General features: G+C 38.6%; 19 protein-coding genes and 1 pseudogene. 2 read left to right on the forward strand and 18 right to left on the reverse strand.

Features of this window, described 5'->3' with window-relative positions; genetic code table 11:
- Nucleotides 1–63: 63 nt before the first annotated feature.
- From SPD53_RS10340 to SPD53_RS10385, 10 genes are all read right to left on the reverse strand, one after another.
- Nucleotides 64–198, reverse strand: a complete 135-nt coding sequence (locus SPD53_RS10340) for a YvrJ family protein (RefSeq protein WP_336252509.1) — start codon at nucleotides 196–198, stop codon at nucleotides 64–66.
- A gap of 100 nt (nucleotides 199–298) precedes the next feature.
- Nucleotides 299–514, reverse strand: coding sequence for a DUF2922 domain-containing protein (locus SPD53_RS10345; protein ID WP_336252510.1), 216 nt, complete (start codon nucleotides 512–514; stop codon nucleotides 299–301).
- A 57-nt stretch (nucleotides 515–571) separates the two neighbouring features.
- Nucleotides 572–796 (reverse strand): DUF1659 domain-containing protein, encoded by a 225-nt coding sequence (locus tag SPD53_RS10350; protein ID WP_336252511.1) that lies wholly within the window; start codon nucleotides 794–796, stop codon nucleotides 572–574.
- A gap of 336 nt (nucleotides 797–1,132) precedes the next feature.
- Nucleotides 1,133–1,684, reverse strand: coding sequence for a signal peptidase I SipW (gene sipW / locus SPD53_RS10355; protein WP_336252512.1), 552 nt, complete (start codon nucleotides 1,682–1,684; stop codon nucleotides 1,133–1,135).
- Between the two features lie 4 nt (nucleotides 1,685–1,688).
- Nucleotides 1,689–1,997, reverse strand: coding sequence for a hypothetical protein (locus SPD53_RS10360; protein ID WP_336252513.1), 309 nt, complete (start codon nucleotides 1,995–1,997; stop codon nucleotides 1,689–1,691).
- A gap of 59 nt (nucleotides 1,998–2,056) precedes the next feature.
- Nucleotides 2,057–2,611 carry a TasA family protein gene (locus SPD53_RS10365; RefSeq protein WP_336252514.1) on the reverse strand — a complete coding sequence of 185 codons (555 nt, stop codon included), beginning with the start codon at nucleotides 2,609–2,611 and terminating at the stop codon, nucleotides 2,057–2,059.
- A gap of 407 nt (nucleotides 2,612–3,018) precedes the next feature.
- Nucleotides 3,019–4,617: a M4 family metallopeptidase gene (locus SPD53_RS10370; RefSeq protein ID WP_336252515.1), complete on the reverse strand. Its 1,599-nt coding sequence runs from the start codon at nucleotides 4,615–4,617 to the stop codon at nucleotides 3,019–3,021.
- Between the two features lie 63 nt (nucleotides 4,618–4,680).
- Complete coding sequence (locus SPD53_RS10375) at nucleotides 4,681–5,271, reverse strand: CalY family protein (protein WP_336252516.1); 591 nt, start codon at nucleotides 5,269–5,271, stop codon at nucleotides 4,681–4,683.
- Between the two features lie 960 nt (nucleotides 5,272–6,231).
- Complete coding sequence (locus SPD53_RS10380) at nucleotides 6,232–6,966, reverse strand: Ltp family lipoprotein (protein ID WP_336252517.1); 735 nt, start codon at nucleotides 6,964–6,966, stop codon at nucleotides 6,232–6,234.
- 206 nt (nucleotides 6,967–7,172) lie between these two features.
- The gene (locus SPD53_RS10385; protein ID WP_156854379.1) at nucleotides 7,173–7,544 is read right to left on the reverse strand and encodes a hypothetical protein; all 372 of its coding nucleotides are present in this window, start codon (nucleotides 7,542–7,544) and stop codon (nucleotides 7,173–7,175) included.
- Nucleotides 7,545–8,146: 602 nt separating this feature from the next.
- Here SPD53_RS10385 and SPD53_RS10390 point away from each other — a divergent pair.
- Nucleotides 8,147–9,460: a nucleotide sugar dehydrogenase gene (locus SPD53_RS10390; RefSeq protein WP_156854377.1), complete on the forward strand. Its 1,314-nt coding sequence runs from the start codon at nucleotides 8,147–8,149 to the stop codon at nucleotides 9,458–9,460.
- 33 nt (nucleotides 9,461–9,493) lie between these two features.
- On the opposite strand, the pseudogene SPD53_RS10395 reads toward SPD53_RS10390, so the two are convergent.
- The 5 genes and pseudogenes from SPD53_RS10395 to SPD53_RS10415 all read right to left on the reverse strand — a co-directional run bounded on the left by SPD53_RS10395 (nucleotide 9,494) and on the right by SPD53_RS10415 (nucleotide 14,026).
- Nucleotides 9,494–10,269, reverse strand: a pseudogene (locus SPD53_RS10395) (putative hydro-lyase).
- Between the two features lie 39 nt (nucleotides 10,270–10,308).
- The gene (locus tag SPD53_RS10400; RefSeq protein ID WP_336252518.1) at nucleotides 10,309–11,253 is read right to left on the reverse strand and encodes a biotin-dependent carboxyltransferase family protein; all 945 of its coding nucleotides are present in this window, start codon (nucleotides 11,251–11,253) and stop codon (nucleotides 10,309–10,311) included.
- Nucleotides 11,254–12,021 (reverse strand): LamB/YcsF family protein, encoded by a 768-nt coding sequence (locus tag SPD53_RS10405; RefSeq protein ID WP_336252519.1) that lies wholly within the window; start codon nucleotides 12,019–12,021, stop codon nucleotides 11,254–11,256.
- Complete coding sequence (gene pxpB, locus SPD53_RS10410; RefSeq protein ID WP_336252520.1) at nucleotides 12,018–12,749, reverse strand: 5-oxoprolinase subunit PxpB; 732 nt, start codon at nucleotides 12,747–12,749, stop codon at nucleotides 12,018–12,020. Before pxpB ends, SPD53_RS10405 begins: the two co-directional genes overlap by 4 nt.
- 50 nt (nucleotides 12,750–12,799) lie before the next feature.
- Nucleotides 12,800–14,026, reverse strand: a complete 1,227-nt coding sequence (locus SPD53_RS10415) for an NRAMP family divalent metal transporter (protein WP_336252521.1) — start codon at nucleotides 14,024–14,026, stop codon at nucleotides 12,800–12,802.
- Between the two features lie 325 nt (nucleotides 14,027–14,351).
- Between SPD53_RS10415 and SPD53_RS10420 the strand changes: the two genes are divergently transcribed.
- Nucleotides 14,352–15,407 (forward strand): LCP family protein, encoded by a 1,056-nt coding sequence (locus SPD53_RS10420; RefSeq protein WP_336252522.1) that lies wholly within the window; start codon nucleotides 14,352–14,354, stop codon nucleotides 15,405–15,407.
- A gap of 40 nt (nucleotides 15,408–15,447) precedes the next feature.
- Here the strand turns inward: SPD53_RS10420 and SPD53_RS10425 are convergent, their stop codons facing one another.
- The 3 genes from SPD53_RS10425 to SPD53_RS10435 all read right to left on the reverse strand — a co-directional run bounded on the left by SPD53_RS10425 (nucleotide 15,448) and on the right by SPD53_RS10435 (nucleotide 22,386).
- Complete coding sequence (locus tag SPD53_RS10425; protein WP_336252523.1) at nucleotides 15,448–16,176, reverse strand: hypothetical protein; 729 nt, start codon at nucleotides 16,174–16,176, stop codon at nucleotides 15,448–15,450.
- A gap of 188 nt (nucleotides 16,177–16,364) precedes the next feature.
- Nucleotides 16,365–19,580, reverse strand: a complete 3,216-nt coding sequence (locus tag SPD53_RS10430; protein WP_336252524.1) for a peptidoglycan-binding protein — start codon at nucleotides 19,578–19,580, stop codon at nucleotides 16,365–16,367.
- 160 nt (nucleotides 19,581–19,740) lie between these two features.
- Nucleotides 19,741–22,386, reverse strand: a complete 2,646-nt coding sequence (locus tag SPD53_RS10435; RefSeq protein WP_336252525.1) for an N-acetylmuramoyl-L-alanine amidase — start codon at nucleotides 22,384–22,386, stop codon at nucleotides 19,741–19,743.
- Nucleotides 22,387–22,828 lie beyond the last annotated feature (442 nt).

The raw sequence follows: 22,828 nt of genomic DNA on the forward strand, positions 1-22,828 counted from the left end.
TCTCATCTTAGACGAGAAGGGTTGCTATTATATTACATTCTTTTCCTCTTCATTCTCACGCTTTCATTTCATCTTATCCGGCAGCTGATGAATGGAATCGATGAGCAGGTTGAGCTTGCCTTCAATCCGGTAGAGCAAATAAAAAGTCACCGCTATCGGAAAGCCAACCTCCGCGATAAACGAATACCAAGCATCCATGTCTAATCCCTCCTTCTTGAAAGCGAATGATTCACCTTTTTTGATATAGCACGAGGCCCCAATCGTCCTATTTAACAATTGGGGCCTCTGGTTTAAGATTTTAGTAAATCTCGATATCTTCTGTTATCTGTTCAACGATGCAGGCGCTTCGTTTCGCAACTAAGTCACCGCCACTGGAGTTGAAGGCGTTCTGTTCAATAATGGTGTCCATTGCTTCGTTTACTGCCTCGTGATCGATCGGCTCGACCGGGTCATCGAGTGTATACGTGACGACTTTCCCTTCTTGGTTTTCAAACTGCAATTGTAACTTTTTCATGGTCCCCCTCCTTTCTTCTGTTCATTGCTTCGTTAGTACTACGCGACTTACCGCTGCTTAGTCTTCACGAATTTCGGAGCTGTCACGACGGTTGATCAGCGTGAGCGAGTGCTGCTGCAAGCCTTCGAATGCGATAGCGATCTCGTATAACTGATCTGCGGTGGCGTCCGGCTTCACATTGTTGAAGTTCTTATTCTTGTAGGTGGAATTCCCCGATTCCGGATCAACCCCTGTCAGAAAAACAAGCTGCAGCGTGGACTGTGTTAAATCTTGTACTGCCATGTGCCTCACCTCCCTTTCAACTCTATAATCGATTGGCGGTAGAAATTGGGGGTGTACGAGTCGAATTTTTTGTGGAGGGATATTGGGGTTGGTGGGACATTGGGGTCAGAGCAACTGTCCCAGTTTAGTTGTGAATTTCGGCATTTTAATTGTGAACTTCGGCGAATCTACTTTGAACTTCGGGATTTCTTTTGTTAACTCCAGCGGTTTCTCTATGAACTTAGACATTTTCCCGGATTTGAAGTAGGCTTAGTAACTGCATTCAACGATGTAATTTTAGATAAATAAAAAGAGATAGTAAGTAGACTACTATCCCTTCATTTCTTCACGCTGTACCTAGTTCATTTCCTTCTCAACCTTACTCAGTACTCGCCAAATATTAAACGTCGAATAGCAGATCATCAAAAATCCGGGAACAATTAAAAATAGAATAATTCCATTTGGTGATTGTAGGAATTGGATCAAATAACCAATCATTGGAAGGGTAAAACCGGTATATTCTCCAACTACATTCTCTGCAAGTACAGGGTTGCTGTCTTCTGCATTATTATTATCACCTTTCGTTGTATAGAGAACACCACTTTTTGTTTCGTTGACGTCCGTAATTCTATGTGTAACAAGCATGTTATTATTCTCCATAAACGTGATAATATCTCCTATAGCAAAGTCATGATTCTCATCTTCTACAGATCGCACTGCAATAATAGACCCTGTTTTTATCTCTGGCTCCATTGATCCGGAAAGAACTGTCTTCAACTGATAACCAAAGACTTCAGGATCCCCACTAGAAAGTTTTGTTGAAAGTACAATAAATCCCACGCCAATCAGAAGAACAATAAGTACCCCTGAAAAGATCCGATACATCCATTTAAATAGTGATTTAACCATAATTTCATTCGCTCCTATTCTCTTCTATGTCTTCTCCTTCTGTTTCATTTTCTGAGGTATCTGTTTCATTTTCTGAGGTATCTATTTCATTTTTGGAGGTATCTTTTTCATTTTCATCTAATACGGCATCTTTTTCCTCCCAAACCCCTACCTTTAATGAACCTTTCATTTCCGTATATTCAGATAGATAAGCAACAGTGTTGGAAGTAAAGGCTCCTATAGCAAGAATGAACAAATAACAGATAAACGATGTTTTTATTAGAAACCAAGATAAGGTTCGTTTTTTCATTTTGTTAATACGATATTTCATCAATTAGTTGTTCCCCCTTCAACCTTAGATGATGAAGCACGAATAAATAGGCTATCCCCCCTTTACTGATTACTTGACTTACCATCTCGTTGGACGGCTTCAAATCCCCATTTCAGGTTTAATATATCTTCTTGGAAGTGATTTTGATTTTCACCGTTATCGATAAAATGAAAGCGAACTATAAACTTTTCCGCTTTACTACCTGCAGTGAATTCATTTAATATTTTTATAGTATTGCCATTCAATTCGGAAAGTGTCTTTTCAAATAAAACACTTTCATGATGGAGAAATTCTACATTTATGTGATTTCCAAGGTCATCGCCATTGTTGTTTTGCCCTTTATCTATAAGTTCATAAGAAGAATGTAGAACGACTTCTTGCATATCTACAGAACCATCATTCGTAAGTTCAAAATCACCTTGGACCGTATCTCCAGGAATAAAATCATCCAATTGAATAATAGATTCTTTATTTATCCCAAGATTCATTAATCCAAGTTCAAAGGTGTTCGCAGTTTCTTTTGTATCGCTAAAATAGGCATTGGTACCCCCTACAATCAAACCTAATCCTAAAAACGCAAGAATCAGACTACTTACTATTTCCTTTTTGATATGCACCACATTACCCCCTGCCACTTTAAAGTTGGTCATTCTATAAGTAAATCGCATTATATTTTTCCTAATATGTATTGATATAGTTATGATGAAAGGAGAGATAAAAAATATGTTTGTTGAAAAGAAGAGGTACAGCGGGCGGAAATAAAAAACCCTCTACTCGTTTCCATTTTTTGTTCTACATGACACCGAACTTACTAGCCCGCTGCCCCACCGTATTTTCTTTCTATAAATTAGAATGGGAGATTTTCAAGTTTATCACGTATTAACGGTCTGTAATACCCCACCTCCAAACAAGAGGGAAAACCAAAATGTTAAAGGGGGGGGATATACAGCCCGTAAATCTCTGTTCAACTAACATTCAGTGGGGAGGTATGAAAACCCCCACTTAATGAGTTTCACTTTATATTTTAGTACACACCAACTGCATTATATGCTTGTTCAACTGCGTCCACGGCTGCAGAGTTACTTCCATATAAGTCTGTTGCAGATTGAATTGCTGCTTCTCTCATCATCGAAAAGTCAGAGCTACGTGTTAAATAAAGTGTTAATGCACGGTACAAAATTTGTTCTGTTGCTTCCCGTCCAACACCTTCAACCGCTACACCGTAATGCTCTCCACCCTCAGATACAAGGTATGCAGCTTTATTATTGATACTACTGTTGATATGAACGCCACCATTATCTAATGGTCCCTCATATCTCTTACTCCAATGATCTGGATAAGGAGCTTGCGTTCTATTTTCAATCAGAACAGCTGGGTCTTCCAACGAACGTAATCCTAATGTGCCATCGGCCATTATATCCTCACCAATGATCCAGTCATCCCGATCAACCATGGCACCAAATATATCAGAAATTGATTCATTTAATGCTCCGGATTCATCTCTATATATTAAGTTTGCAGAGTGTTGGATTACGCCATGGGTCATTTCATGTGCTGCAACATCTAATCCACCAGCCAGATTGTTGAAACGGATGCCATCTCCATCACCATAAGACATGTAGGTGCCATTCCATGATGCATTATTCCAATTTGTTCCGTAGTGGACTCTGGAAAGTAATTGTTGTCCCTTATCATCTACCGAATCTCTACCAAACGTATCTAAATAGTAATCATAGGTCTTCTGTGCGTTTGCATGAGCATCAACAGCTGCTCCATCACTAAACATCTTACTAACACTTGTTACTAGTGCATCGTTATCATTATTGTCAAAAGTTAATACCCCATTGCCTCTTGTTTGGTCATGAAGACCATATAAACCATCCAGTAACGATGCTTTAAACATCTGTCTTTCGCCGAATACTCCGACTCCAAAAGCCGTTACATTATGGGCTGCATTATAACTATCTATGACCTCACCATTCGTAGCATCGATAAAATAATGCCAAAACCCAATTTCAGGTTCTGAGGTAGAGGCTGTCACAAGGTAAGTGTTATAGAATTCTCCGTTATGTTCATAGATATATTGTTCAACACCCGGTTCACTGTCATATTTAGTTACTGTTCCTATTTCCTCATCAATCGCATTTTTCGCCAGCTCTATTGCATCTTCCTCTGAGATAGTAGAATCTGTATTTATATTTTCTCCGTCTAAACCAGGAACTACTTTACCAAAATAGGAAGTAACATTATTATTTTCATCTAACGCTATTGTCTGGCCACCTAAGAATACGGGTATCCCCTCATAAACCTGTTCAAGTTTAAAATGGTGGGTGCCTGTGTTTTCATCAGCTGTTTCCTCTACGATCTCAAAGCTTTCCGTTGCATCGCTTTGGGATAATTTGAATTTGGCACTATTCTGCTTCATGTAAGCGTGAACAATTTCTTCCTTACTCAACTCTTGGGGAGCCTCCCAGTTCTCGATAATATAGGATGGTGTTCCATAGTCCTCATCATAATTTATTTTGTATTCGTCAGCGAAAACAGATGAACCACCTGCCATCCATGCCCCCATACCGATAGTAAAAGCTAAAACAGACGAAAGGACTCGTTTATTTTTTTCCATTTTCTCATCCTCCAAATAAAATTGATGGTTCCATTCGTGATTAAGCATATGTGATATTAAATGTTAGAGGTCCTCCCCTTCGCCTTGCGTTGCATTAAACTTCCACGTGAGATTAAGACTATCCCCTTGGAATATGTTTTGATCTTTCCCATTATCTATAAACTCAAACTCTACCCAAAAGTCATTTGTAGCTCCAGGTTCAAGCCCACCTTTTTGTTGCCATAATGGATCCCAGATATCTCTCTTTACAACGTCTGGATCCATATTTTTCAAATCATAAAGTGTGGTTTCAAAAATAGGTTCGCTTTCTTTATCCCAATTCCACAAGAAATTTACTTGAATATGCTTTCCGAAGTCATCATTATTATTAAGGTCGGCATCAATTACTGAATAAGTTGTTTCAAGGTCGACATTTTCTATCTTCAAAGTCCCGTCATTTGTAAGTACAAATTCTCTTACCATGGAATCGCCAGGTTTTATATTTTCTATATTAATGACTGCCTCTGGACTAATAGATAAATCCAGTGTACCTGCTGCAAATGTATTATTCGTTACCTCCTGGTCACTAAAATATGCAAACGTACCCCCCGCAAATAGAGTGACCCCAATTATTGCTGTTGCTATATTTAGACCTATCTTTTTCTTTATATTCATCTTTTCTTCATCTCCTCTTTCAAATCATGTCCGTATCATATTATTGTAATTCTAGAATTTACGTTAGAATCTCTAAAGAGTCACGCTCCTTTCTTTCATCCATAGTAAAAACAAGATGGATTCACCTCCCTTACTATCTGCTATCAATAGGTTTTCATGATGGAGGGCATAAGTAGATACCTATGTTTAAAGAATTAAAGCTTGAGTGTATGAAGCACGAGATGATTGTGTAAAAGCAAAGATCGAATTTAAATTTATTGTCATGGAGTTTAACTAGAAAAGTATATTTTTAATAACATAAGGAGAGGATCTGGGAGTAGTATTTCTTGATTCGTTTAAGATGATTAATATTTAGGGTTATATTTTGCTCAAAGGAATTGTCTATGGTGACAAGTTATTTTTCAATATGAATTTCTATTCCTAGTTTAGTTGGTGATAATCTTGCCTTTCTTGTTCAGTTGCCAAAGCATTGATGTCTAGCACTCTAAATTGATAGTATAAAAAATAATTTAAAATGTCAACTATAATTCCTAATATTATTTCTATTTTATATTTTCTGATATAATTCGATGCAAGTTTCTATAATTATACAGTAAATGACATATTATTTGCTATTATAGTTCTCTTATTTCATTGGTAATAGGTTGAGTTACGCAACAAATAAGGTCCATCCAGAACCTTTTGTAGTATCCTTAAAGGTGTAGTGTGCAATTTACGGCTGGTGGTGCTGTTTTGATTAGTGGGTGTGCAATCTCTAGATGGCCGTGCGGTTTGGATTAATGAACATGCTATCAAATAGACAGACCCTAAAACGCACAACACCTAGAGCATCCCCCCCTGCATTTAAAACAAAAAGACCCCTCAGCACCCTTCACAGCTATTGCTGTTACTAGGCACGGACAGGCCTTTTACATTTATTAAATTATCAATTTGCTAAAATAATCAACCCGAGAAAGTTGTTTACAAACCTATCTCATCTACCGCATAAGTAGCGTCTTCATTGCTAAAACCTTCAAATATTAACTGTTCTATTAAGCCACTTCTTGAGAAACTTGAAAAGTCTAAGTAATCCTGCGCCATTTTTACCGCTTGTTCTCGCCAATCAACATTAACCTGGTTGACTGCATAAGTAGCATCCTCATCACTGAAACCTTCAAATTTCAATTGCTCTATTAAACCACTCTTGGAAAAGGATGTAAAATCTAAATAGCTTTTAGCAGAATCGACTGCATTTTGCTGTGATAGAGTAGCTCCAGAATTAGATTTAGAAGCTTCTTCGGATGTCTCTGCCGTTTTTTCTACCTCTACTTCCTCCGCTTCATCTTCTTCTGTCTTTACAATAAGTTCTTCTTCGAGTTCACTGATTTCAGCATGAAGCGATTCCAATTCACTTTCTGCTTCTTCAACCTCCTTTGTTATGTTCTCTCGGTTGGCAGCAAGCTCCTCTAACCCTTCATATTTATCATTGTTTTCATCAATTGCATTTTTAACTTTTGATAATTCAGTATTTGCTTCCTTTAATTCCTCATTTACTGAATCAATTTCTTCTTGAATTGTTTTTAATTCTTGTTCAAATTCGGAAATCTTAGTCTGTAATTCCTCATAATTAATTGCCTCATCATCAATATCTACTGTTTCTTCTGAGCAAGCAACTAAGAAGATGAAAGACAACAATAGTATTAGATATTTTCTCATACATCCATCCCCCTGATCATATACGATGATTCTATTATCCTAGAAGTGGATGGATTATGCAATAACTTTTGATGGAATTGTATAATAATTCGAAATACTTCATGACTGGACTATTGATCAGTTGCTACGCGTGAGCCAATGTGCGCTTAATTGGGCGGATTTGGGACAAATGCTCTGACCCCATGTCCCAATTTTACAAGCTGAATTTACATGAATAATGGCATATATAGGAAAACTCCTAGCACGATCATGGTAAATAGCAGCACAATACTTTTCCAACGTTTTCTTTTCCAGAACAAGAGGGAGACGATGATACTCTGCACAAATATGAGCGTTGCCCCGATAATAACCATCCATAAAGAGCCAATTGCGTTTCCTAACATATTGATGACAATTCCAACAGGCATTAGAGCAACAGCGATTATGGCTGCAGGACTACCTTTAATTCGGTCTACAATTTCTTTCCATTCTGATTCAGGATATTGATCGTATTCCACGAGCGCAAACCACCCGGTAAGTATAACGATCGCACCTAGTACCGTAATTGATCCGATGTGAAAAACCTCCCTTAGTTCCATTTTAACCAACTCCTAGTTAAATGAAACGTGAAGGTGGGACATTGGGGTCAGAGCAAGTGTCCCAGTTTGAGGGACATTGGGGTCAGAGTAACTGTCCCAGTTAACTCATTTGTTAACCTCAGTATACTCACAGTGATCTTCAGTATTTACTAGAGTTTGATGTAGTTTTGGAAACTGCACGGCATATCTAATTGTGAATTTGAGCATTTTCACAAAAGACGTTCTTTTCTTTTATAAAGTTTCTGGGCAAGCGTAAGGCTAAGGACTTCAAGGGCAATTTCTTTCCTGAAAAGCTTTGGGCGACTCAAGGAATACCTTTACGAGATCACTGTAGCAATTCTAGCGTAGCTCCGCGGCCTGTTTTTCACCAGGGTATGTTTGTTAAAGGATACGAACAGGCCTTTTCAGAATAGGTACGCAAAAGATCAGTCCTAGAAAGTGGGACAGTTACTCTGACCCCATTGTCCCTCTCCAAACTGGGACAGTTGCTCTGACCCCGTTGTCCCTGTCCTCGATTTCGATATTGTTGTAATCAACTGTTGAAAGTCATATAATATAACTACTCGAAGTAATTGAATTCACTATAGAAAGGTAGCAGTACCATGAATTTATATGAAAAGTTGCTAGCAAAGGAAGAAAAGATTGCAGTAGTTGGATTAGGTTATGTAGGATTGCCGTTAGCGGTTGAATTTGCTAAAAAGTTTGATGTTGTTGGTTATGACTTGAATAAGGATAAGTTAGCTAAATATAGAAGTGGGATTGATGTGACAGATGAAGTGGGCGATCAAGCAGTTCAGGAGACAACGTTGCAATTTACAAGCGAAGAACACGATCTGCAAGATTGTAAATTTCATGTTGTAGCAGTCCCAACACCCATTAATACCGACAAAACACCGAACTTAAAACCGATAATTGGTGCAAGTGAAGCAATCGGCAGAAATTTAACGCAAGGCTCCATTGTTGTCTACGAATCCACCGTCTATCCTGGTACGACAGAAGAGATTTGTATTCCTATATTAGAAGAGGTCTCCGGATTGAAGTATGGAACAGACTTTAAAGTTGGGTATTCACCTGAACGGATCAATCCAGGTGATAAAGTTAATACATTAACTAAAATCACAAAAGTTGTATCTGGCTCAGATGAAGTTGCACTTAGAGAAATCTCAGCGATTTATGGCGCCATTATTGAAGCTGGGGTGTTCGAAGCGGAATCCATCAAAGTTGCTGAAGCTGCTAAAGTAATTGAAAACTCCCAGAGAGATATCAATATTGCTTTTATGAATGAACTTGCCATGGTATTTGATAAAATGGACATTGATTCAAAAGCTGTGCTTGAAGCAGCAGGAACGAAGTGGAATTTCCTTAACTTTACCCCTGGCTTAGTTGGTGGTCACTGTATCGGTGTTGATCCATACTATTTCACTTATAGAGCGGAACAGCTTGGCTACCATTCCCAGATTATTCTTTCCGGGAGAAAAGTGAATGATGATATGGGCCAGTTTATCGGTAATAGTGTCATTAAACAAATGATCAAAGCGAAGCAGGATATTGATGGTGCACAAGTAGCCATTCTAGGGCTGGCATTCAAAGAAAATGTTGCTGATGTCCGGAATTCGAAGGTTATCGATGTGATTGAGGAATTGAGGGAATATGGCATAGACCCAATTGTCTACGATCCTCATGCAGATCCAGAAGAAGTTTACAACGTATTTAATGTCCGTCTATCTGATAAAGAAGGTATTAAGAATGTAGATTGTATTGTTTTAGCTGTTCCACATAAAGAAATTCTTGAGGATTTCACGCTTGAAGAGCTCGATAAGTTATATCGAAACGATAAGAAAGTATTCATCGATATTAAGAGCGTCTTAGATAGAAAAGAATGTGAAGCCAAAGGATTCCAATATTGGAGTTTATAAGTCGAGATACAGGAAGCGATCGCTTCCTGTATTTTAAATTACAGCATGTTCCTCTTCCTTTATATCTGTAATAAACATATGCCCAGGTGCATGTGTAATTACGAACTCTGGCTTACTTGCCATTACCGTTGCCTGCGGTGTGACGCCGCAGCCCCAGAACACAGGAACTTCTCCGTCTTCGATCGTGACCGGATCACCAAAGTCAGGTTTGTTCATATCTCTAATTCCAATTTGTGCAGGATCACCAATATGGATAGGCGCACCGTGAACAGATGGGAATCTGGAAGTGATTTGCACCGCTCGTATTGCGTCTTTAGACTTCATTGGGCGCATGCTGACAACCACTGGTCCTTGAAATACACCAGCAGATTCACAAGAGATATTGGTTTTGTACATCGAAACATTACGGCCTTCCTCGATATAGCGAATCGGGATTCCATTTTCGAGCAAAGGTTTTTCAAATGTAAAACTGCAACCAATTAAAAAGGATACCAAATCATCCTGCCAATACGCTGTGACGTCCGTTACTTCTTCCGCTAGTTCACCATTTTTGTAAATTCGATATTTAGGAAGATCGGTACGTAGTCTGCAGTCGGGGCCGACTTCTTCGGTACCGGGGAACCAGTATCTGTTACTTCGATTAATGGACAAGTTTTGGGATTGCGTATACAGAACAGCAAGAAATCATATGCATAATTTTTAGGTAATATAACAAGGTTTGCCTGTGTATACCCTGATGCCTGACCTGTCGTCGGTTGAGTCCAGTCTCCTGTCCTGATTTTTCCTCTCAATTGTTCCACTGCTTCCATCCTGTAATCTCCCCCTTATAAAAATATCATTATAAGATGTCACCCAATCTTATTTAACATCCTCAATAGCCGTTCTCTTCTTTTATAAAGTTTCTGGGCAAAGGTAAGACTAACAGCTTCAAAGCTAATTTCTTTTCCTGGGAAACTCTGGGCGATTCGAGGAATATCTTCAGAGATTACCGTTGCAATCCTTGTATATCCCCCAGTTGGCTGCCTGTCAGCCAGAAGAATGATTGGCAGTCCGCTAGCAGGTACCTGCACGGTTCCTGGTAGGATTGCATCTGAAATAATATCTGCTCCGGCCGCATGCTCGATTGCCTTTCCTTCGAGCCTCGTTCCCATTCTGTCCGTTTTTGTTGTTATTCTATATGTTTCTGATAAGAATGTATGCAGTCCCGCTTTTGTAAACGCATGTTGATCCGGACCAAGGATAACACGCATTCTTTTTGACTTTGTATAATTCGGAATTAAATGAGGGAGTAACGAGCGTCCTGCTTTATCAAACTTGGGCTCTCCAGCTGGCAATCGATCACCTTCAGCTAAGTAATCACCAGTAAGTCCGCCAATTTTCGCCTTCACATATGTCGATCGGCTCCCCATCAATTTATCCGTAGTAATTCCACCGCCGACCGCAATATAAGCATACGAACCATCAATCGGTTTTCCGAAAGAAAGCTCTTGTCCCTTTTCAACTATCTCGGAGTGCCACATTGAAATAGCTCTTCCATCTAGTTTGGGAGAAAGATTCGCGCCACAGATTGCGATAACCGTGTCCTGTAAAAATTTAAGCTTCGGTCCCATAATAACCACTTCTATACCAGCTGCTTCTCGTGGGTTGCCAACTAGAATATTTCCAATCTGTAAAGCAAAAGGGTCCATCGCTCCTGCTACAACCATGCCAAATTGCTGATAGCCAACACGTCCCAAATCTTGAATTGATGTGGAAAGACCGGGCTTCACTACTTTAATTACTGCATTTTCCAATTAACTCCCCACTCTTTTTATCAGAATTCCGTTTGCTTCAAGACCTTCTTTCAGGTGATGTACAAAATCGAGTGCTTGCGGTGTATCTCCATGAACACAAATTGTATCAGCTTGCATCTCGATTTCTGAACCATCCACCGCTACAACTTTCCTATCTTTCACCATGCGGATTACACGGGAAACTGCCTCTTCCGTTTCCGTGATCAATGCATTTGATTCGGTTCTTGGCGTTAGTGTTCCGTCAGGCTGATACGTGCGATCCGCAAAAACTTCCTGCGCAACTTTTAAACCAATCTTTTCCCCAGCTTTAACGAGTTCACTGCCAGCGAGACCGAAAAGAATCAGGTCTTCATTAACATCATAAATCGCTTTCGCTATCGCATGAGCTCGGTCTTTGTCACGTGCTGCTATATTATAAAGAGCGCCATGTGGTTTGACGTGATTGAGTTTCTTATCAAATAGCTTAGCAAAAGCCTGAACCGCGCCAATCTGATAAACGACGATGTTATAAATTTCTTCCGGATCAAGAAGGAGAGAGCGTCTTCCGAATCCTTGCAAATCCTGGAATCCTGGATGTGCTCCGATCCCCACGTTATTCAGAGCAGCACGCTCGACAGACTCACGAAGCACATTATGATCACCTGCATGGTAACCTGCAGCAATATTTGCAGAGGTAATATATTGCATCACCAATTCATCCTGTCCAATCCGATAAGTACCGAAACTCTCCCCTAAATCACTGTTTAAGTCAACAACATGCTTTGTCATCTCCCCACCTCCTGATAGAGTTCCTTCATTACCTGATACGTATTCCTAGAAACTTCTTGGGCAATATTATCGTACTCTTTTTCCGTTATTGGTTTGAAGCGGACATAATTACCCGTCCGGAGTAGAATAGGTGTCTCGCTCTCCGGGTCATATAAATTCAAGGGCGTTCTTCCGATAATTTGCCAGCCACCTGGAGATTCTAATGGGTAAACACCTGTTTGCGAACCAGCAATACCGACAGAGCCGGCAGGAATCTTGGTTCGCGGAGATGCAATTCGTGGTGTTGCAATTTTTTCCGACATGCCTCCTAAATAAGGGAATCCAGGCGCAAAGCCCATCATATAAATAAGATAGTCCCGTTCAGAATGAGTCTTGATTACTTCCTCTTCTGTAAGCTGATTTTCAGCCGCTACATGTTCTATATCTGGTCCATATATCCCGCCGTAACATACCGGAATTGTGATTATTTCTGCAGGTGGGATTGGAATATCAGATAGACCCTTATATAAAAAAATCATGCGTGCTTTTAAATCCTCATATGTCGTCTGAACAGGATCATAATAAATAGTAATGGCCGTATAAGTCGGAATCCATTCGATGATCCCGCAATTATTCTCCTTTTCCAACAATGCAGAGAGGCTGCGAATTCTCTCGTTCGTTTCCTTTGATATGGAATCGCCCAATTGAATTCTTAAGCCTCTGTCGCCATAAGCTTCTATTACAAACATTTATTTCCCCACTTCTATCCTGCTTTTTATAATACTTCTATCATATCATATTAGAAGATCTGAGGAACCATCTGGAATAGCGTTCTAATTCCTAGTATTGTCGTCAGTATGACAACAATCGCTCCAAACACCGTTAACCAGATTGGATGTTTGTAATCACCCATTATTTTCTTATTATGGGCAGCAAATAACATGGAACCAAGCGTCAGCGGCAGAATTAAACCATTCACTGCACCAGCAAGCACAAGCAATGTCGCTGCTTGACCAACAACAAGATATACTATCGTAGAGAATAAAATAAACCCAATAATCCAGTACTTATGATATTTATCAAAAATGCTATGGAAGGAGCGTAAGAATGAGACTGATGTATAAGCCGCTCCAATTACTGATGAAATCCCTGCAATCCAGAGTACGATACCAAACATACGGTAACCAATATCTCCTGCAGCGTATTGAAACACGGTTGCCGCCGGGTTATCCGGGTCAAGAGCCACACCCTGCATAACAACGCCTAACACAGCTAAAAACAACAAAATCCGTACAAGGGAAGCAACACCAATTCCCAAATAAGCAGTTTTATTTACTTCTGATATGGAATCTTTTCCGCTAATCCCAGCATCAAGCAAACGATGCCCACCAGAAAAAGTGATATACCCTCCAACTGTACCACCGACAATCGTGATGATGGCATATACATCAATCTCTAGCGGAACAAAAGTACGATAAATTGCATCCCCTACAGGTGGCTGGCTAACGAACATGACGTAAGCAATTAATAAAACCAGCATTGCTCCTAGAATATTCACGACTCGGTCCATCGCCGCTCCGGCCTCTTTCGATAAGAAAATAAATATCGCCAATGCAGCGGAAATGATCGCTCCAACTTTCGGATCGAGTCCAATAGCTACATTCATCCCAAGACCAGTACCACCAATATTCCCGATATTAAATGCAAGGCCACCGATGACTATAAATATCGCAACGACATATCCCAATCCAGGTAGTACTTTATTCGCAATCTCTTGACCCCGCAAACCCGAGACACTGATGATTCGCCACACATTAAGCTGTGCTCCTATATCAAGAATAATGGATAGTAAAATTACAAATCCAAAACTCGCCAACAGTGTTTCCGTAAACACCGCCGTTTGTGTTAAAAATCCAGGACCAACCGCAGATGTAGCCATTAAAAAGGCAGCACCTAGAAGTGATCTTCTGCGTGACTTTTGGTCCTTTATAGAAAGTAATTCATTATTTTTATTTGACTTTGACATAATTTCCTCCTAAGCCCTGTCATTTGACAGTTATTTCATTTTTTATTATTAAATTGCACGGAACTTATTATAATACCATGAAATGCATATAAAAATCTTGGTTAATGTATATAATTAGTTTGTCTGTTTTTGGAAAAAATTATCATTATATATCCCGAAAAAATGATAGTAATTCTTGTAATCTATGATATGATAGAGAGAGTGGATTGGGATTCAGCATATCCGCTTATTTGTAACGCGAATTTAATATACGAGATGTCGTTTTTATAGTAAAATAAAGAGAATCATGTCTAATGCCACATTTATAATAAGGAGTTAACTGAACATGTCTCATAATAATAAGAATGTCCGGATTGTCAGGGTAAAGAAAAAGAAATTACGGAAAAAAGTTCTATTTGTTTTAATCCCTCTTCTCATTGCTTTCCTAAGTATAGTTGGCTACGGTGCTTATTTATATACAAAAGCAGACACCGTTTTATCTGATTCCTATGTAGAAGTTGAAAGGGAAAAATCCCCATTAAGAGACGCTGAAATTGATCCGAATATTGATAATGTCTCCGTACTCATCATGGGTGTGGATTCTAATGATCACCGTGACAATGCAGAAAGTGCGCGCACAGACGCTTTAATGGTTGCAACATTTAATAAAGATGATAAAAGTATTAATATTGTAAGTATTCCTAGGGACTCATTAGTTTATATTCCTGAAGTTGGTTACGAAGATAAAATTAATCATGCACATTATTTCGGCGGTACAGAAGCAGCTATTGAAACAGTCGAGAATCTGTTGGATATCCCAATTGACTATTATGTAAAATTAAATTTCCATGCATTTGTTGATGTAGTTGATGCATTAGACGGAATTACCGTAGATGTACCTTACGAATTCAAGGAATCCAATTCCATGGACAAACGAGATTCAATCCACCTCTATCCAGGTGTCCAAAATGTAGACGGGGAAGAAGCACTCGCACTTGCAAGAACAAGAAAGCTTGATAACGATATTCAACGTGGTATAAGACAGCAAGAGATTATAAAATCTGTCATTGATAAAGCAACATCTGTCAACTCAATCTTAAATTATGATGACTTACTCGAAGCTGTTGGAGATAACCTTGTAACGAATATGACCTTTAGCGATATAAAAACATTTATTACTTACGGAACAAGTGGAGGTAAGCTAAAAGTCGATACCTATACACTAGAAGGGACCGACTATCAACCAGGCGGTGTTTATTACTGGGCACTGGATTACCCAGCATTGGAAGAAACAAAAATGCTGTTAAAAGATCATCTAGAGCTCCCAAATGCCATTGTAGATAATGACGATAATGACGATGGCTGGGTACAGGAAGATGCAGCTACGAATGAAAGTTATTAAGACAAATGCAGCCAATCACTTGGATGATTGGCTGCATTTTTTATATTTCCTTTGTTAATTCCCTTATAATCATTTGTTGATAGTTCCGGATTGCTTCGGACTGGCCATGATATGGGTCCTTAAGAACCGGAATCTCAAGCAAACCTTCATAATCGGGATAATTATAAATAATGGTGTTTTTTATACCTGGTATGTTTTCGTTTGCAGCGAGTTTTATATTTATCTTTACTAGCCTCGCAACGTGTTCTAGATCAATGAACTCTTCTTGCAAATAACTATGCTGTTCACTCGTTGGATCATTAATGATAATATTTAGCTTAGCCCTTGCCGTTATCGCTTCATCCATAACTACTTCCCGCTGACCAGCATGCTTACCACCCAAAAAGAGTTCATAAAAATACAACGTTCTCGCTTGATTATATTTGATAAATCCTTCCCACATCATATCAGACTCACTAGATTCTATTGCTTGGCGAAAGGATTTCAACGCTTCATCTAGATAGATGGAAAGCAACTCTATATTTCTTTCGTCCAGGCTTTCTTTTGGATATTTATGTAATGTACGTAAAGATTGAATAGATAATAGATCATATTCTGCAATATCTAACATCTCACGGATGAGTTTCATCGCCTTTTTATTGTAAAATAAACCTAAATAATTGTAGTAAACTGTTTTCGTTACGGCATTCTTCAACATGGAACCACGTACGGAGAGCAAGGGAATTGTATTATCTGTCTTTTCGATGGCGATCAACTGCTGATATTTCATAACAGCAGTGATTAATTTAACTGTCTCTATTTATTGTTATTGTTCAATGTAATTGTAGCTAACCTTCAGTCTTGACGGCAACGGTATTTAGACTTCAGTTTTAAAAAAAGAATTCGATTATCCATATTAGTCCTTGTACACTAAAGAATCTAGCCTTAGTAGATGGCTAGATTCTTAGATTTACTTATTTACTTATATTGTACAAAATTAAACTTAAGTACAGGGTTAACTAATATGTCTCGATGTAATTTCTTTAAATTGCTAATTTGCTTTTCAGCCCATCGAATATCTGTAGCGTATTGGTGCGTTGCAGATCCGTGACGGGCCATACCTTCTGGATTCCAGCGCATCTTATACAAGGTATTTTGATTATAGGCGTTATGAATATATCTATCACCTATAAATTTAGCGCCGCCCACAATTGCTTTGTAAGGTGTATCCCATCCTTCTTGATACGCTCTCTCTGAACCACATTTTTCTGGACAAGAGTCTACCGCGCCAATACCGAACATATTGTAAACCTTCTTACCATTTACGGTAATTCCATTGGAGAGCCTTGATGTTCCATTGCCAGTTTCCAATAATGCATGGGACAGCAAATATAGCTCATTGATATTGTGCTTTTTTGCTGCATCAATGAATGCTTGCCCTGTACCTGCGAGAATTCCTTTTCCTTGGAGATATTTATTCAGTTCTGGAGCTGTAGCACCAACTGTTGACGATAAGTCTAAGTGCTGGAACTCATCAACATCTTTATTCATGGGATCAAGATACTCTAACGTATCCGATTCAGTAGCGTTCCTCCAAGCATCATAAGGAACTTGTAACCATGTGCCCTTTTTCCCAATTACCTCAAGTACTTTTCCTTTACTCAATGAACCATATTTATGAGAGTTTGCAGTGGCTTCTGCTCTTACATTCAAATTGCTTGCAGTAACAATCGCCATTTGAAGTTTCTGTTCATTTACAAGAGAACGATGAACATAGCTATTTTTACCGTTATACCAAACTTTATACCATTCTGTACTTCCATTAAAACTAGAACCTGTTACTGTTCCTAGAATGACCAATGTGGTATTCGGTCCTACTGTATGGTTAACAGTTGACGTTGTATTTGCCTTAGCTCTTAAATTAACATTTGAGCTTGAAATCGTTGTTCCTTTTTGGCCAAGATTGACATAGCTGCTTGAAATATATGCAGGGTCGTTTCGATATTTATCTGTTTGAGGGTTGGCTGCCATTTGCATCTTAAGAGCATCATTCAAACTAATATTAAAGCTCTCAATAGTGTTTCTGTTGTTATAAATTTCTTTCAACTTAGAAATAGTAATTTCATCCGCAATCCCATGGGCTTTTAAATCGTTATCTCTCTGGAATTGAATTAACCGTTTCTCTGTCAGACTTCCGAACACTGGACCATCTGCTAATCCACTGTAACCTAAAGCCTTCAGCATCTTTTTAATTTCTGCTGTGTACTGATTACTCTTTCCTCTTTGATAAGGGCTGTTGTATACCTCATCCAGCTTTTCTTGAGTCTTTTGATCTGCAATTCCAGTCACAGTAAGTCCGTAATATGCTTGGAACTCCTTAACACGTTTTGCTGTATGACTACCATATTTACCTGTTTCCGCTATTCCATCAAAACCTAGTGCATTTAGCTTTTGTTTGATTGGAATAACTCCTGGGTGGTCATCTCCTTGCCGGAATTCCGTCTTATTGTAGTCTTGATAGATTTTCTCTAAGGTTGTTAATGTTGGGCCATCTACAATACCATGAGCCTTTAGACCATTGTCGTTTTGAAATTGTTTTACACGCTTTTCCGTGAGACTTCCAAAGACAGGGCCTGCGGCAAGCCCACTATAACCAAGGGCATTTAGCATCTCTTTAATTTCAGCTGTACGGTTATTGCTATTTCCTTTTTGATAGGGACTGTTATATACCTCATCTAGCTTTTCTTGAGTCTTTTGATCCGCAATACCATTCACAGTAAGTCCATAGTATGCCTGGAATTCGCTAACACGTTTTGCTGTATGACTACCATATTTACCTGTTTCCGCTATTCCATCAAAGCCTAGGGCATTTAGCTTTTGTTTGATTGGAATAACTCCTGGGTGGTCATCTCCTTGCCGGAATTCCGTCTTATTGTAGTCTTGATAGATTTTCTCTAAGGTTGTTAATGTTGGGCCATCTACAATACCATGAGCCTTTAGACCATTGTCGTTTTGAAATTGTTTTACACGCTTTTCCGTGAGATTTCCAAAGACAGGGCCTGCGGCAAGACCACTATAACCAAGGGCATTTAGCATCTCTTTAATTTCAGCTGTACGGTTATTGCTATTTCCTTTTTGATAGGGACTGTTATATACCTCATCCAGCTTTTCTTGAGTCTTTTGATCTGCAATACCAGTCACAGTAAGTCCATAGTATGCCTGGAATTCGCTAACACGTTTTGCTGTATGACTACCATATTTACCCGTCTCTGCTATTCCATCAAAACCTAGTGCATTTAGCTTTTGTTTGATTGGGATAACTCCTGGGTGGTCATCTCCTTGCTGAAATTCCGTTTTATCATAAGCAGCTTTCAGCTTAGAGTATGTAGGTTCATCCACTATACCGTGAGTTTTTAAGCCATTATCATTTTGGAATTGTTTTACTCTCACTTCAGTAAGACTGCCGAAAACAGGACCTTCCGCAAGTCCACCATAACCAAGAGCATTTAATATCTTTTTAACCTCTGCTGTACGACTATTACTATTTCCAATTTGATAGGGACTATTATAAATTGCGTTCAGTGTATCAAGTGTTTTTTGATCGACTTCCCCTGTTACATTTAGTCCATAGTATGCTTGAAATTCTTTCACACGCTTCGCCGTGTGGCTGCCATAATTCCCAGTCTCCGCTATTCCATCAAATCCGAGTGCATTTAGTTTTACTTTAACCGGAATAACATCCTTATGGTTATCACCTAGTTTATATGGTAACTCTAACGATCCTTTAGAAAATGCACTAATTTCGTTAGTTTGATTTTCCTCTTCAGATTCCTTTTCACTTTCTCTTGAACTATCATTTGAGGCTTTATTCTCCACTTCTGAATCTTTTTCTTTAGTGGTATCTGTTTCATTGCTGGCATCATTTGAAGGGGACTTAGTCATTTCTTCCTCTGTAGTTTCTTCTTCAGAAGGCTCTTCATTCAATTTTGCCTCATCTTCCGTACTAGAGTTTTCATCCTCCGAGTCGTCTAAAGAAGAGTCTTCTATTTCTAGATTTTCCTCCTCGGATTCATCAGTCTCTTCCTCCACACTGAGAATCACCTCATTGTTTATTACTGACGCATTTACTCCTGAAATACTAAAGTAGAAAATCATAAAGAAAATTACTGTATAAGTTATTAATTTCCTTATCACTTTAGTTTTCACCTCCTTTTCTACTACTCTTCTATTATCGGCAAAATTTATTTTTTTTCAAGGCCTTCATTTAAATTCTCACGCATAATGTAAATAGTTTTAAACTTATTTGTGTAAAAAAACAGAGATACCTGTAATAGATATCTCTGTAGAATAAAATTTACTTTTTCATTAGATTGAAAGACTTAGCAATTGCTTGTGCAGTTACTATACCAAGTTTATCACGATAGCTTTTACTTCTTAATAAATTGTTCTCTTTCTGGTTGTCTATAAACATATATTCAAGAAGTAATGCTGGCATTGTGCTTTCCCTCAGTACATGGTAATTAGCCCTTTTTGCTCCACGGTCGTTAATTCCGTTATTCGTATTCAACCAACTTGCGATATGATCATGAATATCATTTTGTCTGTCTATTGTTTCCCGTGAAACTGGCCCATTATAGATATATGACTCAAAACCGTTCGCACTGCCGTTATGTGCATTCATATGTAGGCTGAGAAAGAAATTCACTCCCAAACTATTTGCTGCATTTGTACGTTCATATAAACTAACAGTTTCGTCCGCAGCTCTTGAAAGAATAACTCTGACACCGGAGTAGCCAGCTAATTCCTCTGCAATCTTCTTACCAATATCAAGAACGGCGTCTTTTTCTTTGAGTCCATATCCTGAACTTCCGGGATCATTACCACCGTGCCCAGGGTCAATATAAATCGTAATAATACTGGAGTTGTTCTTTATCTCTTTAAGCGTCCTTTCATCTGCAATCCCGCTTACTGGTAAATTATTATCCTGTTGGAATTGCTTTACGCGGGTCTCTGTTAGACTACCAAAATGACTTGTTAGGGCTAGACCATCATAACCTAGAGAATTAAGTTGTCTCTTCAAATCAATAACTTCCGGCTTTCTATCTCCTTTTTTCAAAGCATTAGCCAAAATACTATCCAACTTATCCAAAGTTTGATTATCTGCAAAACCATAGTCTCTTAACCCATAGTCTCTTTGAAATTCTTTTAGGCGCTTCTCTGTTAAGTTACCAAACACAGGGCCTTCTGCCAGTCCATTATAACCTAATGAATTAAGCTTACTTTTTAGGTCTGTTACTATCGGACTAACATTACCTTTTTTTATCACTTTAGCTTCCAGTTTACTAATAGTCTTATCATCTGCTATGCCATGTGCTTTTAGATCATTATCTCTTTGGAATTGAATTAACCGTTTCTCTGTCAGAGCTCCGAAGACTGGACCATCTGCTAATCCACCGTACCCCAGGGTATTCAGTATTTTTTTAATCTCCGCTGTGTACTGATTACTCTTTCCTCTTTGATAAGGGCTGTTGTATACCTCATCCAGCTTTTCTTGAGTCTTTTGATCCGCAATACCAGTCACAGTAAGTCCGTAATATGCTTGGAACTCGCTAACACGTTTTGCTGTATGACTACCATAGTTCCCTGTCTCTGCTATTCCGTCAAAACCTAATGCGTTTAGCTTTTGCTTGATTGGAATAACTCCTGGGTGATCATCTCCTTGCTTGAATTCCGTCTTATTATAAGCAGCCTTCAATTGAGAATATGTTGGTTCATCTACAATACCATGAGCTTTTAGCCCATAGTCACTTTGAAATTGCTTTACATGTTTTTCTGTGAGACTACCAAAGACAGGACCTGCAGCAAGCCCACTATAACCTAGTGCATTTAGCATCTCTTTAACTTCAGCTGTACGACTATTGCTATTTCCTTTTTGATAGGGACTGTTATATACCTCATCTAGTTTTTCTCGAGTCTTTTGATCAGCAACTCCAGTCACGGCAAGTCCGTAATATGCTTGGAACTCGCTAACACGTTTTGCTGTATGACTACCATACTTCCCTGTCTCTGCTATTCCGTCAAAACCTAATGCATTTAGCTTTTGCTTGATTGGAATAACTCCTGGATGATCATCTCCTTGCTTGAATTCCGTCTTATTATAAGCGGCCTTCAATTGAGTATATGTTGGTTCATCTACAATACCATGAGCTTTTAGCCCATAGTCATTTTGGAATTGTTTTACTCTCACTTCAGTAAGACTGCCGAAAACAGGGCCTTCCGCTAGTCCACCATAACCAAGAGCATTTAATATTTTTTTAACTTCAGTTGTACGACTGTTACTATTTCCAACTTGATAAGGACTATTATAAATTGCATTGAGTGTATCAAGTGTTTTTTGATCAACTTCCCCTGTTGCATTTAGTCCGTAGTATGTTTGGAATTCTTTCACACGCTTCGCCGTGTGGCTGCCATAATTTCCAGTCTCCGCTATTCCATCAAATCCGAGTGCATTTAGTTTTACTTTAACCGGAATAACATCTTTATGGTTATCACCTAGTTTATATGGTAACTCTAACGGGCCAGAAGAAAATACACTTGATTCATTAGTTTGATTTTCCTCTTCAGATTCCTTTTCATTTTCTCTTGAACTATCTTCTGAGGCTTTATTCTCCACTGCTGAATCTTTTTCTTTAGTAGAATCCGCTTCATTGTTGACATCATCTGAAGAGGACTCAGTCATTTCTTCCTCTATAGATTCCTCTTCAAAACTCTCCTCATTCGATTCTGATTCAGCCTCGGTACCGGAATCACCCTCCGAATTATCTGAGGATTCTTCTATTTCTAGGTCTTTCTCCTCAAGTTCCTCAGATTCATCAGTTGTTTGTTCCTCTACACCAGGAATCTTCACCTCATTGTTTTTTACTGACGCATTTACTCCTGGAATACTAAAGTGGAAAATCATAAAGAAAATTACTGCATAAGTTATTAATTTCTTTATCACTTTAGTTCACCTCCTTTTCTACTACTTCTTCTATTATCGACAAGATTTTCCTTTATTCAATAGCATATACTATATTAGTTGATTTCAATAAAGATTCGTGAGTAACATTTTACAATCTATTGCATAATCCTGTAATATGTTATTTAGTATACTTACCCATACATTATATTTAGAATCTATCCTATAGGAGTGTTAATGAAACACATAAATGATTACTTTATAAACTAACTGACAACAGTATTGATTCCAAATTGGAGGAAACTGGTTTTGGCACTTAACTGATATTGTCGGAAGGGTATGATTACATCTATGTAGGGAAAGATATTCTACAAAATATTAATTTTATAAGCTGAAGTATTCAAAGTGAGCATAAAAAACGTACTTACCATTAATGAAGTCTAAATATACGGCTGAAGCGTAGGAGTCTATTATGAGTATAAAC

The organism is Oceanobacillus sp. MO10714A, assembly GCF_037072045.1.
GTDB classification, from domain to species: domain Bacteria; phylum Bacillota; class Bacilli; order Bacillales; family Amphibacillaceae; genus Oceanobacillus; species Oceanobacillus indicireducens.